This is a genomic window from Janibacter sp. CFPM2_SD2, from assembly GCF_057364645.1.
In genome coordinates, this window is sequence record NZ_JBNFOF010000032.1 from 1 (window position 1) to 20,132 (window position 20,132).

Annotated in this window: 18 protein-coding genes, 1 tRNA gene and 2 pseudogenes; 11 read left to right on the plus strand and 10 right to left on the minus strand. The window is 71.0% G+C overall.

Annotated features, from left to right (window positions below; genetic code table 11):
* Positions 1-419: fluoride efflux transporter FluC (locus AC2W7J_RS05035; RefSeq protein ID WP_485981650.1), on the plus strand; the 419-nt coding region annotated here is incomplete at its 5' end.
* A 98-nt stretch (positions 420-517) separates the two neighbouring features.
* Here the strand turns inward: AC2W7J_RS05035 and AC2W7J_RS05040 are convergent.
* Complete coding sequence (locus AC2W7J_RS05040) at positions 518-1,114, minus strand: superoxide dismutase (protein ID WP_084453005.1); 597 nt, start codon at positions 1,112-1,114, stop codon at positions 518-520.
* 100 nt (positions 1,115-1,214) lie between these two features.
* Between AC2W7J_RS05040 and AC2W7J_RS05045 the strand changes: the two genes are divergently transcribed.
* Positions 1,215-1,712, plus strand: coding sequence for a MarR family winged helix-turn-helix transcriptional regulator (locus tag AC2W7J_RS05045; RefSeq protein WP_485981651.1), 498 nt, complete (start codon positions 1,215-1,217; stop codon positions 1,710-1,712).
* A 7-nt stretch (positions 1,713-1,719) separates the two neighbouring features.
* On the opposite strand, the gene AC2W7J_RS05050 is transcribed toward AC2W7J_RS05045, so the two are convergent.
* A complete protein-coding gene (locus AC2W7J_RS05050; RefSeq protein ID WP_485981652.1) occupies positions 1,720-2,259 on the minus strand; it encodes a hypothetical protein in 540 nt (179 codons plus the stop codon).
* 136 nt (positions 2,260-2,395) lie between these two features.
* Here AC2W7J_RS05050 and icmF point away from each other — a divergent pair, with 136 nt between their 5' ends.
* Genes icmF through AC2W7J_RS05070 form a run of 4 tightly spaced genes read left to right on the plus strand, consistent with a single transcriptional unit; the run spans position 2,396 to position 7,116 of the window.
* On the plus strand, positions 2,396-5,647 hold the full coding sequence (gene icmF / locus AC2W7J_RS05055; RefSeq protein ID WP_485981653.1) for a fused isobutyryl-CoA mutase/GTPase IcmF: 3,252 nt from the start codon (positions 2,396-2,398) through the stop codon (positions 5,645-5,647).
* Between the two features lie 28 nt (positions 5,648-5,675).
* Positions 5,676-6,041 (plus strand): YidH family protein, encoded by a 366-nt coding sequence (locus AC2W7J_RS05060; protein ID WP_485981654.1) that lies wholly within the window; start codon positions 5,676-5,678, stop codon positions 6,039-6,041.
* Between the two features lie 2 nt (positions 6,042-6,043).
* Positions 6,044-6,361, plus strand: coding sequence for a DUF202 domain-containing protein (locus AC2W7J_RS05065; RefSeq protein ID WP_255184434.1), 318 nt, complete (start codon positions 6,044-6,046; stop codon positions 6,359-6,361).
* A complete protein-coding gene (locus AC2W7J_RS05070; RefSeq protein WP_485981655.1) occupies positions 6,361-7,116 on the plus strand; it encodes a helical backbone metal receptor in 756 nt (251 codons plus the stop codon). Before AC2W7J_RS05065 ends, AC2W7J_RS05070 begins: the two co-directional genes overlap by 1 nt.
* 56 nt (positions 7,117-7,172) lie before the next feature.
* Here the strand turns inward: AC2W7J_RS05070 and AC2W7J_RS05075 are convergent, their stop codons facing one another.
* The 5 genes and pseudogenes from AC2W7J_RS05075 to AC2W7J_RS05095 all read right to left on the minus strand — a co-directional run bounded on the left by AC2W7J_RS05075 (position 7,173) and on the right by AC2W7J_RS05095 (position 12,666).
* The gene (locus AC2W7J_RS05075) at positions 7,173-8,918 is read right to left on the minus strand and encodes a S8 family serine peptidase (protein ID WP_485981656.1); all 1,746 of its coding nucleotides are present in this window, start codon (positions 8,916-8,918) and stop codon (positions 7,173-7,175) included.
* A gap of 158 nt (positions 8,919-9,076) precedes the next feature.
* Positions 9,077-9,871 carry a ParA family protein gene (locus AC2W7J_RS05080; RefSeq protein ID WP_255184437.1) on the minus strand — a complete coding sequence of 265 codons (795 nt, stop codon included), beginning with the start codon at positions 9,869-9,871 and terminating at the stop codon, positions 9,077-9,079.
* A 158-nt stretch (positions 9,872-10,029) separates the two neighbouring features.
* Positions 10,030-10,380 (minus strand): acyl-CoA dehydrogenase family protein, encoded by a 351-nt coding sequence (locus tag AC2W7J_RS05085; protein ID WP_485981663.1) that lies wholly within the window; start codon positions 10,378-10,380, stop codon positions 10,030-10,032.
* Positions 10,381-10,619: 239 nt separating this feature from the next.
* Positions 10,620-11,294 (minus strand): annotated as a pseudogene (locus tag AC2W7J_RS05090) (acyl-CoA dehydrogenase family protein); the annotation flags it as partial.
* A gap of 46 nt (positions 11,295-11,340) precedes the next feature.
* Positions 11,341-12,666 carry an acyl-CoA dehydrogenase family protein gene (locus AC2W7J_RS05095; RefSeq protein WP_485981657.1) on the minus strand — a complete coding sequence of 442 codons (1,326 nt, stop codon included), beginning with the start codon at positions 12,664-12,666 and terminating at the stop codon, positions 11,341-11,343.
* A 295-nt stretch (positions 12,667-12,961) separates the two neighbouring features.
* Between AC2W7J_RS05095 and AC2W7J_RS05100 the strand changes: the two genes are divergently transcribed.
* Positions 12,962-14,800 (plus strand): phosphoenolpyruvate carboxykinase (GTP), encoded by a 1,839-nt coding sequence (locus AC2W7J_RS05100; protein ID WP_485981658.1) that lies wholly within the window; start codon positions 12,962-12,964, stop codon positions 14,798-14,800.
* Positions 14,801-14,924: 124 nt separating this feature from the next.
* On the opposite strand, the gene AC2W7J_RS05105 is transcribed toward AC2W7J_RS05100, so the two are convergent.
* The 3 genes from AC2W7J_RS05105 to AC2W7J_RS05115 form a co-directional block, all read right to left on the minus strand.
* Complete coding sequence (locus AC2W7J_RS05105; RefSeq protein WP_427801505.1) at positions 14,925-15,425, minus strand: winged helix-turn-helix transcriptional regulator; 501 nt, start codon at positions 15,423-15,425, stop codon at positions 14,925-14,927.
* Positions 15,426-15,570: 145 nt separating this feature from the next.
* Positions 15,571-15,643, minus strand: a tRNA-Arg gene (locus tag AC2W7J_RS05110).
* 73 nt (positions 15,644-15,716) lie between these two features.
* The gene (locus tag AC2W7J_RS05115) at positions 15,717-15,953 is read right to left on the minus strand and encodes a hypothetical protein (RefSeq protein WP_485981659.1); all 237 of its coding nucleotides are present in this window, start codon (positions 15,951-15,953) and stop codon (positions 15,717-15,719) included.
* A 300-nt stretch (positions 15,954-16,253) separates the two neighbouring features.
* Between AC2W7J_RS05115 and AC2W7J_RS05120 the strand changes: the two genes are divergently transcribed.
* The 4 genes and pseudogenes from AC2W7J_RS05120 to AC2W7J_RS05135 form a co-directional block, all read left to right on the plus strand.
* Positions 16,254-16,985, plus strand: coding sequence for a response regulator transcription factor (locus tag AC2W7J_RS05120; protein WP_485981660.1), 732 nt, complete (start codon positions 16,254-16,256; stop codon positions 16,983-16,985).
* Positions 16,982-17,836, plus strand: a pseudogene (locus tag AC2W7J_RS05125) (HAMP domain-containing protein); the annotation flags it as partial. The gene AC2W7J_RS05120 and the pseudogene AC2W7J_RS05125, both read left to right, overlap by 4 nt.
* 97 nt (positions 17,837-17,933) lie before the next feature.
* Positions 17,934-18,452 (plus strand): sensor histidine kinase, encoded by a 519-nt coding sequence (locus AC2W7J_RS05130; protein WP_485981661.1) that lies wholly within the window; start codon positions 17,934-17,936, stop codon positions 18,450-18,452.
* 117 nt (positions 18,453-18,569) lie between these two features.
* Positions 18,570-20,132: ArnT family glycosyltransferase (locus AC2W7J_RS05135; protein WP_485981662.1), on the plus strand; the 1,563-nt coding region annotated here is incomplete at its 3' end.

The window sequence follows — 20,132 nt, forward strand, 5'->3', positions numbered from 1 at the left end:
CGGTGACCCGGCTCTGGGGCAGCGGCCCGCTCGCCGACGAGGTCGTCGCGGAGGACGGAGCTGTGACCGCCCTGCTCGTCGCCCTCGGCGCCGCGCTCGGGGCCCTGGGCCGACACCTCGCCGTCGAGCGCCTGCGCGGGGTGGGCGCGACGACCGCCGGGGCGGTGCTCGTCGTCAACGCGACCGGATCGCTGCTCCTCGGCCTCGTCGCCGGCCATGCCTCGGGCGCCTCTCCGGGGTGGCTGCTCCCGCTCGTCGGCGTCGGCTTCTGCGGCGCCTACACGACCTTCGCCACGCACGCGGTCGAGGTGGCGAGTGCCCTGCGGACCGGCCGGACCCGCCACGCGCTGACCGACCTCGGGCTCAACCTCGCCCTGGGCCTCGCGCTCGTCTCGATCGGCTGGGCCGTCACCGCGTGAGGTGCGGGGCCTCCCCTTCGCACGACCTCAAGGACATGCGGCCGGACATGGCTGTGCCCGGGCCCCTGACGGGGACCCGGGCACAATGCCGGAGGCGGTCAGGCCTTGGTGGCCTTCTCCAGGCGCGCGGAGACGTCGTTCCAGTTGACGATGTCCCAGAGCTTCTCGATGTAGTCCGGCTTCACGTTCTTGTACTGCAGGTAGTACGCGTGCTCCCAGGCGTCGAAGGCCAGGAGCGGCGTCATGCCCGCCGCGACGTTGCCGTGGTGGTCGTAGACCTGCGTGACGAGCAGCCGCTGACCGATCGGCTCCCACGCGAGGACGCCCCAGCCGGAGCCCTGCGTCGTCTGCGTCGCGGCGGTCAGCTGCGCGCGGAACTTGTCGAAGGAGCCGAAGTGCTCGTCGATTGCGGTGCCGAGGGCACCGTCGGGCTTGTCGCCACCGTCCGGGGAGAGGTTCTCCCAGAAGATCGAGTGCAGGACGTGACCGGAGACGTTGAAGGCCAGCGTCTTCTCGAGGCCGACGATGCCGGACAGGTCACCCTTGTCGCGAGCCTCCGCGATCTTCTCGGTGGTGTCGTTGGCGCCCTTGACGTAGGTCGCGTGGTGCTTGTCGTGGTGCAGCTCGAGGATCTCGCCGCTCATGGCGGGCTCGAGGGCGCCGTAGTCGTAGGGAAGATCGGGAAGGGTGTACATGAGGCCTCCGATGCGTACGGATGTGCTTGCCCTGCCTACCCTTCCATGTCGTCTGGAACGAGTCCACGAAAGGGCACCCTCACCCCTAGGATCGGAGCCCATGACCGACCGCGACCCCATCGCCGCCGCCCATGACCAGTGGGTGGCTCACGGGTGGACCGACGCCGCGGACGGCATGGCACTGATGACCTCGGTGGTCCGCGCGCAGCAGCTGGTCCACGAGCGGGTCGAGTCGGTGCTGCGGCCGCACGACCTGACCTTCGCGCGCTTCGAGATCCTGCGGCTGCTCGCCTTCAGCCGGCGCCGCGAGATGCCGATGAGTCGACTCGGCTCCCTGCTACAGGTGCACGCGACGAGCGTGACGAGCGCGGTCGCCCGGCTGGAGAAGCAGGGCCTCGTCGAGCGACGGCAGAGCCCCGACGACGGTCGCGTCGTCCTCGCCTCCCTCACGACGAAGGGGGCCGACGTCGTCGAGTCCGCGACGCAGGACCTCAACGCACAGGTCTTCTCCTCCCCCGGCCTGGCGGAGGCAGAGGTGCGGCAGGCGACGGCGCTGCTGTCCTCCCTTCGCGCCGCGCACGGCGACACGGTGGGCTGACCCGACGTCAGCAGGCGACCTCGTGCAGCGCCGGCCAGACCGGCTGACCGGCGTTGCCGTGGAGCAGGACCACGGCGCTCGGCCCCGTCCACCGGACCGAGTACTCCCCCAGGCTCGCCGGTCGACCACCGTCGTCGGCCGTGTAGTCCGACTGGAGACGGACCGGCCCGAGCCGCCCCGCGACACCCACGCGGCCGGAGCCGAGCATGAGGAAGCTCGACTCCTCGACGACGACCCGACACCCGGACGGCCCCTCGGGCGCGAGCACGACGTAGGAGGTGCCGAGACCGAGGACGGCTCGCCCGCCGACGACGAGCACGACGGCGAGCACCGCCAGAGCGGCGCGGACCCTCCGACCGACGGCACCGTCCCCGCCCGCCCTCACCCGACGGACCGTGAGGCCGACCACGACGAGACCGAGGAGCACGGTCACGACCTCGGGTCGCAGGACCAGGTCCCCCACGACGAAGGGAGGACCCCACAGCGAGATGACGAAGAGTCCCACGACGGCCACGGTCGTCCAGCGCGAGGTCAGCAGGTGGGGCATGAGCTCAGGCTGGCACGCCGCTCGTGGCGCTCCCCGGGCGAAGATCTGGAGATCGTGTGGAGGTTGCGCGGGTTTCCCAAAATACTTGGATGTCCTAGCATTTGGGTGAACCCGCACTTCGACGACGAGGTAGGACATGTCCACGCCCGAGCTGCACACCCCGACCCACCCGGTCCGGTTCGTCACCGCCTCCGCGCTCTTCGACGGCCACGACGCGTCGATCAACATCATGCGCCGGATCATGCAGAGCCAGGGCGCCGAGGTGGTCCACCTCGGGCACAACCGCTCCGTCCAGGAGGTCGTCGACGCGGCGATCGACGAGGACGTGCAGGGCGTCGCCGTCTCGTCCTACCAGGGCGGGCACGTCGAGTACTTCGAGTACCTCACCCAGCTGCTGCGGGAGCAGGGCGCCGGCCACGTCAAGGTCTTCGGCGGTGGCGGCGGCGTCATCGTCCCCGAGGAGATCGCCCGGTTGCGCGAGGCCGGCGTGACGATCTTCTCCCCCGAGGACGGCCAGCGACTCGGCCTGCCCGGGATGATCAACCAGCTGATCTCCGACTGCGACACCGACGTGTGGGAGGGCGGCCCGGTCGCCCTCGAGCCCGTGCTCGCCGGCGAGCGCGCCGCGGTCGCCCGCGCGATCTCCGGGGCGGAGCTCGGTCACCTCGACGAGACCTTCCTCGCCGGCATCGCCGAGGCGGCGCAGAAGTCCCACGCCCCCGTCCTCGGCCTCACCGGCACCGGCGGCTCTGGCAAGTCCTCGCTCACCGACGAGCTCGTGCGCCGATTCCGCGTCGACCAGCAGGACAAGCTGCGCATCGCCGTCATCGCCGTCGACCCGACCCGGCGCAAGGGCGGCGGCGCGCTGCTCGGCGACCGCATCCGGATGAACTCCCTGGGCGAGAGCACCTCCGGCGCCTCCCCCGTCTTCTTCCGCTCGCTGGCCACCCGTGGCGACCGCGAGGTGCCCGAGGCCCTGTCGACGGTCATCGACATCGCGAAGGCGGCGGGCTTCGACCTCGTCGTCGTGGAGACGCCCGGCATCGGTCAGGGCGACGCCGCGATCGTCCCCTTCGTCGACGTGCCGATGTACGTCATGACGCCGGAGTTCGGCGCGGCCAGCCAGCTCGAGAAGATCGACATGCTCGACTTCGCCGAGGTCGTGGCGATCAACAAGTTCGAGCGTCGCGGTGCCGCCGACGCGCTGCGCGACGTCGGCCGCCAGCTCGTGCGCAACCGTGAGGCCTTCGGCCAGCGTCCCGAGGACATGCCGGTCTTCGGCACCTCCGCCGCGACCTTCAACGACGACGGCGTGACCGGTCTCTACCAGCACCTGCGCGACCTGCTCGCGGCCAAGGGGCTGCCCGTCGACGAGGGCCAGCTCGCGCCCGTCGACACGAAGCAGTCCACCCGCTTCGGCCAGGTCGTCCCGACCACCCGGGTGCGCTACCTCGCCGAGATCACCGAGACGGTCCGCGGCTACCACCAGCGCACCGAGGAGCTCGCCGCGAGCGCCCGCCGCGTGCAGCGCCTGGCCGCCGTCGACGACGAGCTGACCGCTGCAGGCAAGGACGGCCACGGCGTCGACGAGCTGCTCGACGCCGCCCGCAAGGAGCTGCCGACCGAGGTCGCCGACCAGATCGAGCGCTGGCCGTCGGTCGTCGAGTCCTACTCCGGCGACGAGCAGGTCGTGACGATCCGCGGCAAGGAGCTGCACACCAAGCTGACCAAGGAGTCGCTCTCGGGCAACAAGATCCCGCGCGTCGCCCTGCCCAAGCACACCGACCACGGCGACCTCGTGACCTTCTGGCGGTCGGAGAACCTCCCGGGCTCCTTCCCGTACACCGCCGGCGTCTTCCCCTTCAAGCGCGACAACGAGGACCCGGCGCGCATGTTCGCCGGCGAGGGCGACCCCTTCCGCACCAACCGCCGCTTCAAGCTGCTGTCGCAGGGTCAGCCGGCCACCCGCCTGTCCACCGCCTTCGACTCCGTGACGCTCTACGGGCGCGACCCCGGCGAGCGCCCGGACATCTACGGCAAGGTCGGCACCTCGGGCGTCTCCGTCGCCACTCTCGACGACATGAAGGCGCTCTACTCCGGCTTCGACCTCGTCTCGCCGACGACGAGCGTCTCGATGACGATCAACGGCCCCGCCCCGACCGTCCTCGCCTTCTTCCTCAACACCGCGATCGACCAGCAGCTCGACGCCTTCCGCGAGCGCGAGGGCCGCGAGCCCTCCGGCGCCGAGGCCGAGGAGCTGCGCGCCCACGCGCTCGCCAACGTCCGCGGCACGGTCCAGGCCGACATCCTCAAGGAGGACCAGGGACAGAACACCTGCCTCTTCTCCACGGAGTTCAGCCTGAGGATGATGGCCGACATCCAGGAGTGGTTCATCGAGCAGCAGGTGCGCAACTTCTACTCGGTGAGCATCTCCGGCTACCACATCGCCGAGGCCGGGGCGAACCCCATCAGCCAGCTCGCCTTCACGCTGGCCAACGGCTTCACCTACGTCGAGGCCTACCTCGCGCGGGGCATGGACATCAACGACTTCGCCCCCAACCTGTCCTTCTTCTTCTCCTCGGGCATGGACCCCGAGTACTCCGTGCTCGGCCGCGTCGCCCGCCGCATCTGGGCGGTCGCCATGAAGGAGAAGTACGGCGCCAACGACCGCAGCCAGAAGCTGAAGTACCACATCCAGACCAGCGGCCGGTCGCTGCACGCGCAGGAGATGGACTTCAACGACATCCGCACGACGCTGCAGGCGCTCAACGCCCTCTACGACAACGCCAACAGCCTGCACACCAATGCCTATGACGAGGCCGTGACGACCCCGTCGACCGAGTCGGTGCGCCGGGCCCTGGCGATCCAGCTCATCATCAGCCGCGAGTGGGGCCTGTCGATGAACGAGAACCCGCTCCAGGGGTCCTTCATCATCGACGAGCTCACCGACCTCGTCGAGGAGGCCGTGCTCACCGAGTTCGACCGGATCAACGACCGCGGCGGCGTCCTCGGCGCCATGGAGACCGGCTACCAGCGCGGCCGCATCCAGGACGAGTCGCTGCTCTACGAGCACCGCAAGCACGACGGGTCCCTGCCGATCGTCGGCGTCAACACCTTCTTGCGCGAGGACGGCGCGAAGGGAGAGCCCGACGAGATCGAGCTCGCCCGCGCCACCGAGGACGAGAAGGTCTCGCAGCTGCAGCGGGTGCGCTCCTACCAGGAGACCCACCGCGAGGAGGCCGAGGACGCGATCGCCCGGCTCAAGGAGGCCGCGACGACCGACGCCAATGTCTTCGCCGTGCTCATGGACGCCGCCCGGGTGTGCACCCTGCAGCAGGTCACCGACGCCTTCTTCGAGGTCGGTGGGCAGTACCGCCGCAACGTGTGAGTCCCGAGCGCCTCGGTAGCCTGCGACCGTGAGCTCTGATCGCTGGCCGGGATACGTCTACGGCGAAGGGGAGGACCCGGACTACCGCTTCTCCCTCGCCAACGAGCGCACCTTCCTCGCCTGGCTGCGCACGACCTTGGCGCTGCTGGCTGCCGGGGTGGCCGTCGACGTCATCCGCCTCGGGGTCCCCTCGGTCATCACACGCGGCCTCGCCGCCATGCTCCTCACCCTCGGCGTGCTGTGCCCGCTGCTCGCCTTCGCCCGGTGGGCGATGGCCGAGCGGGCCATGCGACGGGAGGAGCCGCTCCCTTCGCTCGGGGTGTCGGCGGCGATCATCACCGGCATCGTCCTCGCCGCCTCGGCCGTCCTCGCCGTCGTCGTCGCGGGCCGCTGACGATGAGCGAGCTCGCGCGCGCGACACCGCAGGGCGCCCAGCCCGAGCGGACCGCCCTGTCGTGGCAGCGCACCTCGCTGACGACCGTCGCCGGCGCCGCGGTCATCGCCCGGCACACCAGTGACCAGATGGGACCGGCCGCGCTGGTCATCATGATCGCCACGCTCACGCTGGCGGGCGCGGCCTTCGTGCTCGGGCGCACCCGCTACTCGACGCAGCCCGAGCCCTCCCGCCGACGGGACGGCCGGGCTCCCTTCGCCCTCGCCGTGGCGATCGCCGGCATGGCCGCCACCGAGTTGCTCGCCCTCGTGGTGCCGTGATGCCGCTCGACGACCTGGGTGCGACCGCGGACCTGACCGCTCCCCCGCGGCGGGTCGTCTCGCTCGTACCCAGCCTCACCGAGGCGATCGCCACGAGCTGTCCGGACCTGCTCGTCGGCGCGACCGACTGGTGCACCCACCCGGCCGACCTCGACGTGGCCCGGGTACGTGGCACCAAGAACCCCGACCTGCGCGCGATCGCCGACCTCTCCCCCGACCTCGTCGTGGCCAACAAGGAAGAAAACCGCGAGCTCGACGTGTGCCGCTTGCGGGAGCGCGGTGTCACCGTCTGGGTCACCGACATCGAGGACGTGCCGTCGGCGCTGACCTCGATGCGTCGGCTGTGGGTCGAGGCGCTGCGCCAGCCGGTGCCCGAGTGGCTGGAGCAGGCCGAGCAGCTCTGGGGCACAGCGGTGCCCGCCACGCGAGGGACCGTCGCCGTGCCCATCTGGCGAGACCCGTGGATGGCCGTCGGCCCGCGCACCTACACGACCGACCTGCTGACGCGGCTCGGCTGGATCAATGCCCTCGCGGGCCCCGACGCCGACCCGAGCGACCGCTACCCGCACGTCGACCTGTCCGATGTCGACCATCCCGGCATCGACCTCGTCCTCCTGCCCGACGAGCCCTATGTCTTCACGGCCGAGGACGGACCGGAGGCATTCACCCACGTGCCGACGCAACTCGTGAGCGGTCGCCTGCTCACCTGGTACGGCCCGGCGATGGTCGAGGCCCACGAGGTCCTCGCCCCATGACGAAGGGGGGTCGGTCACCTCGCGGTGACCGACCCCCCTCGCGTGAAATGCGCTCGTCAGAGCTTCTTGGCGGCGACGGCGGCGTAGGCATCGATGATGCCGTCACCGTAGAAGCCGTTGAAGTCCTCGTCACCGACGCAGGTGGCGGTGTAGTCCGCCGGGAGGCCGGGGTAGACGAAGGTACGCGGCTCGGGGCAGGCCTTGTCGCGGGCCGTGCCCATGAGCACCTCACGGGTGGTGTCGGCCGAGAGACCGAAGCCGGCCTTGCCGTCGGTCTTGCCGTAGCGCGAGACGATCAGGGAGGCGACGCCCGCCGCGTGCGGCGAGGCCATCGACGTGCCCTGGTAGTACTCGTAGTAGCCGCACTGCTCCGTGCCCTTGACGATGCCGCAGTCCTTGAAGACGTAGCCCTCGCCGTCCTCGGTGATGTTGCCGTCCTCGTCGACCGAGCCCTCGGACTTGACGACGTTCTCCGGCACGGAGGAGAGGATCAGGTTGCTCGGGCTGCGGTAGTCGGGGGTGCCGAAGTACTCGCGGGAGTCACCACCGGGGGCGCTGACCTCGATCTCGTCGGAGGTCAGGTCGGTCGTGTAGTTGGAGAAGTAGGACTTGCGCTCCGAGGGGCCGACGGCCGAGACACCGATGACGTGCGGGCCCTCGACCGGCAGGTCCTTGCAGCTCGAGTTGTCGATGGTGCGGTCGTGGGCGTTGCCCTCGGGGTAGTTGGGGCTCTCCGAGTCGGTCCCGGGGTTGGCCAGGTCCGTCGCGGAGTTGCCCAGGGCGCCGACCATCGTGACGTTCTTGGAGTGCGCGTAGTTGAGCGCACGCGACATCGACTCGATGATCATGTCCTGCTCGGCGGCCTCCTCGGGGCTGTCCTCGGGGGCACCGCCCTGGCAGTAGTAGGCCCACGGGTCGACGTAGAAGCTCATGTTGACGACGTCGAGCCCGGCGTCGGCCGAGTAGGTGAGGGCGTTGACCGTGGGGCCGACGAAGAAGTAGCCCGCGTCCTGACCGGCGCGCACGTTGACGATCGAGACGTCCGGCGCGACACCGGAGACGCCGATGCCGTTCTTCGCCGCGGCGATGGTGCCGGCGACGTGCGTGCCGTGGCCACCGTTGTCGACGTCCGCCGGGTCGACGCAGGACTCGACCTCGCAGGGCCCGTCGATGTCGGGGATGTCGGTCGTGAAGTTGCGCGAGAGCTTGTGGTCGAAGTTCGGCGCGATGTCCGGGTGGCTCGCGTCGACACCGGTGTCGATGACACCGACCTTGACCCGCTTGTCACCGGCCGTGATCTTCTGCGCCTCGGCGGCACGGATCATGTCCATGCCCCAGAGCTTGTCGTCGAGCGGGTCGGCGCCCTCCTTGCCGTTGCCCTTGCCCGCGGCGGAGGAGCGCATGCCCTCGGCCTTGGCCTGGGCGCGCGGGCGCTCGGTGTCGGACTTCTTCACCCGGTCCTGCGGGGCGCGGCCGACGATGCCCTCCTCGGCGGCGCCGAAGACGCCCTTCATCGCGCGCGCCTTGGCGGCGAAGGCGGTGTCGGTCGAGGTCACGGTGACCATGCCGACCTTGTCGTTGACGGAGACGATCTTCGCGCCGCCCGCCTCGAGCTTCGACGCCAGGGCCTTGGCGCTGCCGCCGCGCTCGGCGAGCACGACGTAGCTGGTCTCGGCACCGGTGGTCGACGCGGTCGAGCCGGTCGATGCGGTGGGGGCTGCGGTGGCGCTCGCAGTCATGGTCAGCCCGGTCGTGCCGAGCGCGAGGGCGCCCAGGACCGCGGCCATGCGGTGGTGTCGCATGTGATTCCTCCCGGAGATGGATGGCGGCGGGGACCCGCCACCGGGCACCTTATGACCTGGATCACCCTGATGGGTCGAAGAACAGGTGGTCATTTGGCCGGACACCTGACGGGCGACTCTCGGCCCACGCCGGTCTCGTGGATCGGCTGCGAACGGCCTCAGGCGCGCTGACGGCGCGCCGCCCGCAGGGCGTGCGCGAGGATGCCGTCGAAGAGGGCCGCGACCTCGCGGGCCCCGGGGTTGCGAAGGGCGTGGATCGGCACGAAGGCGCCCTGCGCCCGCTGCACGGAGGTGCGCTCGGGGATGCGCTGGGTGAGCACGAGCGGCCCGAAGAGCGAGGTCAGCTCCTCGACCCGGTAGCGGTGCTCGCCGATGTTGGACCGCACCCGGTTGACGACGATGCCGAGCGGCTGCAGCCGCGGGTTGAGCGTCGAGCGCACCTCGTGCACCGCCCGCAGCGCGCGGTCGGCCGCCGCGATGGCGAAGACCCCCGGCTCGGTGACGATGATCGCCCGGTCGGCGGCCGTCAGCCCGATGCGGGTCAGCCCGCCGAGCGAGGGCGGGCAGTCGACGAGGACGAGGTCGTGGTCCGCCTCGACCTTCGCCAGCACGGTGCGAAGGGAGGTCAGCCGCCGCGACGAGAGGTCGGTGCGGTCCATGCGGGCCAGGTCGTCGCCGCCGACGACGACGTCGATGGGGGCGTGGTCACCGTCGCTCCAGTGGCTGCGGAGCGTGGCGGCACGCAGGTTGCGCCGGCGCGGCTCCTCGACGACCAGTGCGCTGGTCGAGGCGACCTCTCCGTCGACGTCGAGACCGGTCGTCGAGTCGCCCTGCGGGTCGAGGTCGACGACAAGCGTGCGCAGGCCTGCGTGCCGCGCTGCCGCCGCGAGCCCCAGGGTCACGGAGGTCTTGCCCACTCCCCCCTTGAGGCTGCACACCGCGATGACGACCACGTCCCGATGATAAATGCCGCGCCCCCTTCGTCCGGGGTGAGACGAAGGGGGCGCGGCCGGCGCATCTCATCGAGGTCGTGCGCACCTTGGGTCGCATTCCTTAGGAGATGCGGACCCGAGGCCGCATTGCCCTACGGCAATGCGGCCTCCTTGGCGGACTACTTGAGCTCCTTGCTGGAGTAGCCGAGGATCCGGCGAGCGACGACGAGCAGCTGGATCTGCTGCGTGCCCTCGAAGATGTCGAGGATCTTGGAGTCGCGGGCCCACTTCTCGAGCAGGTGCGTCTCGGCGTAGCCGGTGGCACCGGCGAGCTCGACGCACGCGAGCGAGACGCCCACGCAGGTGCGCCCCGCCTTCGCCTTGGCCATCGAGGCCTCCATCGAGTTGGGCTTGCCGTTGTCGGCCATCCACGCCGCGCGCAGGGTGAGCAGGTAGGCGCTCTGGTAGTCGGCCTCGAGCTCGATGAGCTTCGCCGCGCGCGGACGTGCACGTTGGCCGGCCGGTCCCAGTCGACCTCGATGCCCGACTCCTTGAGCAGCTCGGTGGTCTTGTCGAGCGACGCCCGGGTCAGGCCCAGGGCCATCGACGCAACGAGCGGGCGCGTGTTGTCGAAGGTCTGCATGGCGCCGCCGAAGCCGCCCTCGATCTTGATCTCCGGGTCACCCAGGAGGTCCTCCGCCGGCACGCGGCAGTTGTCGAGGACGAAGGCCGCGGTGTCGGAGGCCCGGATGCCGAGCTTGTGCTCGAGGCGGGCCAGCTGCAGACCGGGGTTGTCACGGCGCACGACGAAGGACTTGATCGCCGTCTTGCCGAGGCTGCGGTCGAGGGTCGCCCAGACGACGACGAGCTCGGCCCGCTCACCGGAGGTGACGAAGATCTTCTCGCCGTTGAGGACGTACTCGTCGCCGTCCTTGACCGCGGTCGTGCGGATGGCGCCGGAGTCCGAGCCGACATCGGGCTCGGTGATGGCCATCGCGGCCCACTTGCCGGCGTAGCGCGCCTTCTGCTCGTCGTTGGCGACGGCGGCGATGGCGGCATTGCCCAGGCCCTGGCGCGGGATCGACAGGGTCAGGCCCACGTCACCGCGGCAGGTCTCGAGGATCGAGAGCACCGAGGAGAGGTTGGAGCCGTTCTTGTTGTTCTTGGGGCCCTTCTTCGAGCTGCGGCCGGAGCCGACGGCTGCGACGTCACCCTCCTCCGCACCGTCGTCCTTGGCCCGGGTCGAGGAGGACGCACCGGCACCCTGCCCGGCGCCCCCGTCGGACATGCCGTCGATGACGGCCGAGACGAGGTCGAGCTCGGCGGGGTACTCGTGCTCGGCGCGGTCGTACTTGCGGGAGATGGGCCAGAAGACCTCCTCGGCCATACCTCGGGCCTGGGAGATGAGCGGGCGGAACTTCTTGGGAACCTCGAGGTCGATCATGATCGTGTCCTTCGTGTCAGGTAGATAAGAGGAAGGGGGGCGCGGCTCAGACGAGCAGCGTGCCCTCGAGGACTCCGGCGCCCCGCAGATCGCGGTACCAGCGCTCGTTGTCGAACTCCTTGACGAAGCCGTGGCCACCGAGCAGCTGCACGCCGCTCGAGCCGATCCACGTCACGTGACGCGAGACGAGGTTGCGCGCCTGGGCGATCTCGGCGGAGGCGTCCTCCCCGCGGTCGAGCCGGGCGGCGGCCTTCCACACGACGAGCCGCAGGCCCGCGAGCTCGATGGCGATGTCGGAGACGGTGAAGGCGACGGCCTGGCGGTAGCCGATCGGCTCGCCGAAGGCCTTGCGCTCCTTGACGTACTCGCTCACGTGGTCGAGCACGGCCTGAGAGGTGCCGACGGCAGCGGCCGCCCAGGCCAGACGGGCGCGGCGCACGGCGTCGGCGTGGTCCTCGGCCGTGCCGAGCAGGTCGGCCTTGGCGACGCGGACACCCTCGAGGTGCAGGCGGGCGGTCTTCGCCGCGCGCACGCCCATGGCCGGGTCGTCCTCGGTCTTGACGCCCTCGGTCCCCGGCTTGACGATGACGAGCCGCGACTGGCCGTCGATCGCGGCCGAGATGATGAAGAGGTCGGCCTCCTGCGCGCCCGGGACGATCGCCTTGACGCCGTCGAGGACGATCTCGTCACCCTCGACCCGGCCCGTGGTGCGCAGGGCGAAGGGGTCGAAGAGCGGCTGGGGCTCGTGCAGGGCCAGAGCCGCGGTCGGCGGCGTCTCGCCGGTGAACTCCGGCAGGTAGGTGGCCTGCTGGTCGGCGTCGCCGTAGGCGGCGATGGCGGTGGCGACGGCGGCCGGCGCCATGATCGCCGTGGCAATGCCCATGTCGCCGCGGGCCAGCTCCTCGAGCACGATCGCCGCGGTGACCGCGGAGCGCTCCTCGGCGATGCCGTCGAGCTCGGCCGGGACACCCACAAGGTGCAGCCCGACCTCGGCCGCGGCGGTGCGCACCTCGGCCGGCACGGTGCGCTCGGCATCAGCGGTGGCGGCAGCAGGACGAATGATCTCGTCGGCGAGCTCGCGCGCCACGCCCTGGATCATCTGCTGGTCCTCGGTGGGCGTGAGGTCGAAGAGCTGCTTCGGCTTGGCGGTCGCGGCGCGGGTGGGGTCGCCCGACCCCTTCTTCTTCGCGAACGCGCGGCCGGCCGCGGTCTGCGCCTTGAAGCCGGTGACGGCGCCCTTGTAGAGGTACCGCTCGACCTTGCCGCGCACCTCCTTGTCCTTGAGCCCCGGGAGCCCGCCTGCCTTGGCGATGAGCCGCAGGCCGAGTCGCTGACCCTTGTCGGCCAAGGACGTTGATTCGCTGGAAGCCATGTGGGTGAACCCTTCGCGACAGTGCTGAGTGGAACGGAAAGTGTGCGATACCGAGAGTACCTGCTACACCTCGTATCGGTAAACCGGCGAGTCACTTCACATGTCGGGAGGGCGCGCACACCGACCGCACGAAGGGGGCGACTCACGCCCCCCTTCGACCCGCAGGTGGGTCACATCACGCCCCGCCGTGCCGGAACTCCCCGCCGTGACCAGTCGCCGGGCGGTAGCCTGCCCGCAACCGGGAGAACCCGCGAGGGACCGCCCGCACACCAAGCACGTGAGAGGGAAACTGAGCATGGTCGACGTCGACGCCGCGCTTGACGCGTCAGGTCTCACCAACGAGGCCGTTCGCGAGTACGTGAAGCACTGGGCCGAGATCACCCAGCCGGACCGGATCGAGGTGGTGGGCGCCGACGACGACGACCGCCTGATCGCCGAGGCCGTCGAGGCGGGTGAGCTCCTCCCCGCAGGCGAGGGCCGCTACTACTCCCGCTCCTACTCCAAGGACACCGCGCGCTCCGAGGAGCGCACGATCGTCGCGACCAACGACGAGAAGGACAAGGGCGTCTACAACAACTGGCGCCCCGCCGCGGAGATGAAGGAGAAGCTGACCGAGCTCATGCGCGGTCAGTCCAAGGGCAAGACGATGTACGTCCTGCCCTACCTCATGTCCCCCAAGGGCAACGAGCTCGCCCAGTGGGCCACCGGCGTCGAGCTGACCGACTCCCGCCCCGTCGTGCTGCACATGATCCGCATGTCGCGCGTCGGCGTCGAGCACGTCAACGACCTGCCGGTCCAGGACGACTTCGTCCGCGCCGTCCACGTCACCGGTGACCTCGAGAACCTCGGCCAGGGCACCCCCGACGACAAGCGCTACTTCGTGACCGTCGCCGACGAGCGCACGATCCTGCACTTCGGCTCGTCCTACGGCGGCAACGCGCTGCTCGGCAAGATCGCCCACGGCCTGCGCCAGGGCGCCTACGACGGCTGGGCGACGAAGAAGTTCCTCGCCGAGCAGTACATGCTCATCGGCATCACCGACAAGGAGACCGGCAAGCGATACCACATCACCGGTGGCTTCCCGAGCGCCTCGGGCAAGACCAACCTCGCGATGATGCTCCCGCCGGACGCCCTCGGCGACCGCTACCAGGTCGACTTCTACGGCGACGACATCGCGTGGCTGTGGGTCGACGAGTCCACCGGCAAGCTCATGGGCATGAACCCGGAGTACGGCGTCTTCGGTGTCGCCAAGGACACCAACGAGTCGACCAACCCGACGGCCCTGCACTCGGTCGACCCGGGCACCAAGGTCATCTTCACCAACATCGCCTACAACCCGAAGACCGAGGAGGTCTGGTGGGAGGGTCGCACGCCCGAGCCGCCGGCCGACGTCGACGGGTGGCTGGACTGGAAGGGCGACGCGATCGCCGACCGCGAGCCCGGCGACACCTCGCCGTGGGCGCACCCCAACAGCCGCTTCACGACGACGCTGGCCAACGTGCCCAACGCCGCCCCCGACTTCGACGAGGCCGCGGGTGTCGAGATCGACGCGATCATCTTCGGTGGGCGCACGCGTGACCGTGAGCCGCTGATCCGTGCGATCACCGACCTGGCCGAGGGCGTCTACGACGGCCTGACCCTGGGCGCCGAGGCCACCGCCGCGGCCGAGGGCGTCGAGGGCCAGCTGCGCTACGACCCGATGTCCAACCGGCCCTTCATGGCCTACGGCGAGGGCGACTACGCGCGCCACTACCTCGACATCGTCGGCGCCGCGAAGGACAAGCCGCTCTTCGCGCACGTCAACTGGTTCCAGAAGCACCCGGAGGACGGCCACTACCTGTGGCCCGGCTACCGCGAGAACCTGCGTCCGCTCCTGTGGCTCATGCAGCTCAAGGCGGGCGAGGTCACCGGTCGCCAGACCCCGGTCGGCATCATCCCGACGCAGGAGGAGCTCGAGCTCACCGGCCTCGACCTGCCGCAGGAGGACCTCGACCGGATCCTCGACATCGACGTGGCCCGCTGGCAGCAGGAGATGGGCTTCCGCGAGGAGCACCTCAAGGCCTTCGACCGCCTGCCCGAGGAGATCTGGGAGGCCCACCGCCGCGTGGCCGCCGACCTGGACGCTCAGGCCTGATCGAGCAGAGCACGACGAAGGGCGTCACCCCGGTGGGGTGACGCCCTTGTCGTGCTCGGGGTGCGCCCGGCGGACCGGCCTCCAACTCTGCAGGACCCCAGGGCCCTGCAGAGTTGCAGGCGGGTCAGCGTCGGCCGAGCACGCCGGCGGCGACGAGGTGGTCGCGGCGGCCGTGCCAGGGCTTGTCCCAGGACATCTCCTCGGGCACGAGGGGCTGGCCGCAGGCGCTGCAGACCTCGCCCCGGGTGGTCTCCTCACCGCACGCCTCGTGGATCAGCGCCATGTGGCCACCGCCCCGTGGGGTCGCCGTGTGCCGCTCTCCCCACAGGGCGAGCTGCTGCAGCACCGGGAGCAGTTCCGCGGCCGCCTGCGTCGCGGCGTAGCCCTGCCGCGTGCGGCCGCCGTCGTCGTAGTCGACGCGCTCGAGCAGCCCGGCCTCGACCATGGCGCGCAGCCTGCGGCTGAGCACGGCATCGGAGATGCCCAGGCCGTCACGCAGGGTGTCGAAGCGCCCGCGCCCGTGGAGGACGTCGCGGATGATGAGCAGCACCCAGCCGTCGCCGAGCACGTCGAGCGAGCGGCGGATCGGGCACAGGTCGTCGGACCAGTCGGAGCGAAGTGGCATGGAGGCCTCCCGGGAGGAGCTGGGTGCACCCGAGTCTAACTTCTCCGAAGAAAGTTGAGGGGCCTCGGGCTCGCACGCCCCGAGCACGAGTCAGGCCCCGGTCGCCAGTGGCGATCGGGGCCTGTCCGTCTGTCTCAACACAGAGCGCGCCCGTAGGGATTCGAACCCCAAACCTTCTGATCCGTAGTCAGATGCTCTATCCGTTGAGCTACGGGCGCTCGCCGCCCAGCGCTGCTCGGCGACAAGTGAAGAGAGTACCTGCTCGTGGCCGCGCGGCGAAATCGAGTCCTGTCAGTGGGTCGTGGCGCCCGTGGAACCCCCGCCCTGGCCACCCGTCTGCCCGCCCGGAGCGGTGCCGGGCTGCCCCTGCGGGGTCTGGCCGGGCACCTGCTGCCCGGTCCCACCCTGCTGGCTCATCCCGCCCTGCGGTGCCTGACCGCCGCCGGGGAAGCCCTGACCACCGGCCGGGGCCACCCCCTTCGCGTCCCGCTGCTGCCCTGCTCGACCGTCGCGCAGCGGCGACGGCACCGGCCGAGCTCAGCCCGATGGCCAGGGCGGCGGCGACGGCCGTCTTGCGGCCACGCCAGCGCGGCGGGTTGATGGCCGGAGCCGTCTTGGGCGACATCGGCTGCGCCGCGAAGGTCTGCGTCGCGTACTGCGGGGTGGTCTGGGTCGTGGGGTCCTGCGGAGGTGTCGTCATGCCGTCAACGCTCGGGCGCCGGCTGTGGTGGACCTGTGCCGCAGCCGTCACGTGCCTACGGAGGGCTTCACAGGTGACGCACAGCGGACACATGGCGGAGCGCGCGGCGAAGGGGGTTGACTGTCGCCATGGCCCAGCGCACCGCACTCCCCCCACTCGCCCGCCCGGACGGCTCGCCCGTGCGCGTGCTCGTCGTCGACGACGAGCCCAACCTCACCGAGCTCGTCTCCATGGCGCTGCGCTACGAGGGCTGGGAGGTGCGCTCCGCCGGCGCGGGTGCCGAGGCGGTACGCGCGGCACGGGAGTTCGGCCCGGACGCGGTTGTGCTCGACATGATGCTGCCCGACATCGACGGCCTCGAGGTGCTGCGCCGCATGCGCGCCGACGAGCCCGAGGTGCCGGTGCTCTTCCTCACCGCCCGCGACGCCGTCGAGGACCGCATCGCGGGCCTGACCGCGGGAGGTGACGACTACGTCACCAAGCCCTTCAGCCTCGAGGAGGTCGTCGCGCGGGTCCGGGCACTGCTGCGCCGCACCGCGGTCGTCGCGCAGGAGTCCTCCTCGCTGCTCGTCGTCGGGGACCTCACCCTCGACGAGGACAGCCACGAGGTCGTGCGCGGCGGTGACGAGATCACCCTGACGGCCACCGAGTTCGAGCTGCTGCGCTATCTCATGCGCAACCCGCGCCGCGTGCTGTCGAAGGCCCAGATCCTCGACCGGGTGTGGAACTACGACTTCGGTGGCCAGGCCAATGTCGTCGAGCTCTACATCTCCTATCTGCGCAAGAAGATCGACGCCGGGCGCGAGCCGATGATCCACACCATGCGCGGCGCCGGCTACGTCCTCAAGCCCGCGAGATGACCTCCCTTCGCCATCCGTCGACGTGGACGCTGCGGGCCAAGCTCGTCGCGTCGGTTCTCCTGCTCTTCCTCGCCGTCACCGCGCTCACCGGGACGCTCACGAGCATCGCCGCGCACCAGTACCTCACCCAGCAGGTCGACGACGATCTCGTCAACGCATCCGACCGCTTCGTCGCGACGATCGACGGCACCGAGCCCGACGGGCCCGGCGGGCCCCGCGGCGGACCACCGGCGGGCAGCAGCAATGCCGTGCTCCACCTCGTCCTGCTCGACGGCGAGGTCGCCATCGACCGGCGCACCGGCGAGCCCTTCAACTACGCGGTCAACGCCGCCGGCCACAACGACCGGCTGACGGACGCCCAGGTCGAGCAGCTCGACGACGCGGGCCTCGGCACCACGCCGCGCACGATCGATCTCGGCTCCACGATCGGCAGCTATCGCCTCGTCTCGGTGCGCACCGCCGACGGCTGGACCGCGATCACCGGCGTGCCCGTCGACCCGATCGAGAGCACCGTGACCGCGATCGTGCTCATCGTCGTCGGCTCCAGCCTCGTCGGCCTGGTCGGCGTCTGGGCCGGCGGCACCTATCTCGTGCGCCGCAACCTGCAGCCCCTGGAGCGGGTCGCCGGCACCGCGCGCCGGGTCTCCGAGCTCGAGCTCGACTCCGGTGACGTCGCCCTCGCCGAGCGCGTCCCCGACGTCGATCCCGGCACCGAGGTCGGGCAGGTCGGTCTGGCGCTCAACAGCATGCTCGACAACGTCGACGGAGCGCTGCGTGCCCGGCAGGAGTCGGAGACCCGGGTGCGCCAGTTCGTCGCCGACGCCAGCCACGAGCTGCGCACGCCGCTCGCGTCGATCCGCGGCTACGCCGAGCTCTCCCGCCGCGAGCCCGATCCCGTGCCCCGGGGTCACCCACGCCCTCTCCCGGGTCGAGTCCGAGGCGCTGCGCATGCAGGACCTCGTCGAGGACCTGCTGCTCCTCGCCCGCCTCGACACCGGCCGCCCCCTCGAGCGCGAACCCGTCGACCTGACGATGCTCGCCATCGACGTCACCGGGGACGCCAGGGCCGCCGCCCCCGACCACCGCTGGGAGCTCGACCTGCCCCCCGAGCCGGTCGAGGTCGTCGGCGACCGCGCCCGCCTCCACCAGGTCCTCGCCAACCTCCTCGCCAATGCCCGCACGCACACGCCGGCAGGGACGACGGTGCGGACCTCCCTTCGCCTCGACGAAGGGAGTCGACATGCCGTCCTCGCGGTGCAGGACGACGGGCCCGGGATCCCAGCAGCCTTGCTGCCCAACGTCTTCGAGCGGTTCACCCGCGGCGACGGGTCGCGCCAGCGCGCCTCCGGCAGCACCGGCCTCGGCCTGTCGATCGTCTCCGCGGTCACCCGCGCCCACGCTGGGGAGGTCGACGTGGAGTCGACCCCGGGCCGCACGGTCTTCACGGTGACGCTGCCGGTGGGGTGAGGCGCGGGCGGTCTTGAGGCTCGCTGGCGCTCGCACCTCGACCAGCGGGGGCGGCTCACACGCCGACCAACGGGTGACCACAGCAGGCACACAGGGCCGGGCCGGAGCGTGGCGGTCATGGACACGATGACCTTCACCCCGCCCCCAGCGGTTGCGGCGGCGCCCCGCAGCGCGGCGTCACAGCCGACCCGCCTGGCCCGCCTGTGGCGCGGCCCCGACACCGACCCGCGCTGGGCCCGACCGGCCCTGCTCGGGCTGCTCCTCGTCACGGCACTCGCCTACCTGTGGAACCTCAGCGCCAACGGCTGGGCCAACTCCTTCTACTCCGCTGCCGTGCAGGCGGGGTCGCAGAGCTGGAGCGCGCTCTTCTACGGCGCCTCCGACGCGGCCGGGTCGATCACCGTCGACAAGCCGCCGGCCTCGCTGTGGGTCATGGCCCTGTCGGTGCGCCTCTTCGGCCTCAGCTCGTGGTCGATCCTCGTGCCGCAGGTGCTCATGGGGGTCGCGAGCGTCGGGCTCGTCCACGCCAGCGTCAAGCGGCACTGGGGCGCCGGGGCCGGCCTGCTCGCCGGCGCGGTCCTCGCGCTCACGCCGGTCGCCGTGCTGATGTTCCGCTTCAACAACCCCGACGCGCTCCTCGTGCTCCTCATGACGGCCGCCGCCTGGGCGACCGTGCACGCGATCGAGCGGGGATCGGTCCGATGGTTCGCCCTCGTCGGCGCGCTCGTCGGCCTGGGCTTCCTCACCAAGACCCTGCAGGTCCTGCTCGTCGTGCCCTTCCTCGGCATCGCCTTCCTCGTCGCGGCCGACACCACCCTGCGCCGCCGTGCCGTCGGCTCGCTCGTCGGCGTCGCGACGATGCTCCTCACGGCCGGCTGGTGGGTCGCGATCGTCGAGCTCGTGCCCGCGAGCATGCGGCCCTACATCGGCGGCAGCCAGACCAACTCCTTCCTCGAGCTGACCTTCGGCTACAACGGCCTCGGCCGGATCAACGGCAACGAGACCGGCTCCGTCGGGGGCGGCAACGGCTGGGGCCAGACGGGCCTGCTGCGGATGTTCGAGTCCGGGTCCGGTGGCCAGATCTCGTGGCTCATCCCGAGCGCCCTCGTCCTGCTCGCCGTCGGCCTGTGGTTGCGGGGCCGCGCCCCGCGCACCGACGTGCGTCGCGCCGCCTACCTCGTCTGGGGCGGCTGGCTCCTCGTGACGATGCTCGTCTTCTCCTTCATGGCCGGCATCTTCCACGACTACTACACCGTGGCCCTGGCCCCGGCGGTCGCCGTCCTCGTCGGCGCCGGTGCCGCCGAGGCCTGGGAGCGAAGGGAGGAGTCCGTCGGCTCCGTGGCCCTCGCCGTGGCGAGCGCCGCCGCAGGCGTGTGGGGCTTCATCCTGCTCAGTCGCACGACCGACTACGGCTGGTTGCGCGTGGCCGTCCTCGCCGCCGGCCTGGCCGCGGCCCTCATGCTCCTCGTCATCGCCCGGGTCCACCACCGAGCCGTCCCGGTCATCGCCTCCGTGGCGATCATCGCCGGTCTCGCGGGACCGGCCGCCTACTCGGCGACGACGCTCTCGCAGGGCTACTCCGGCTCGATCATCACGCCGGCCCGTCCACCGGTGGCCCCGGAGGCGGGGGCGCTCCCGGTGGCGGCTCCCTTCGGGCAGGCGCCGCGCGCCGCCCCAGCA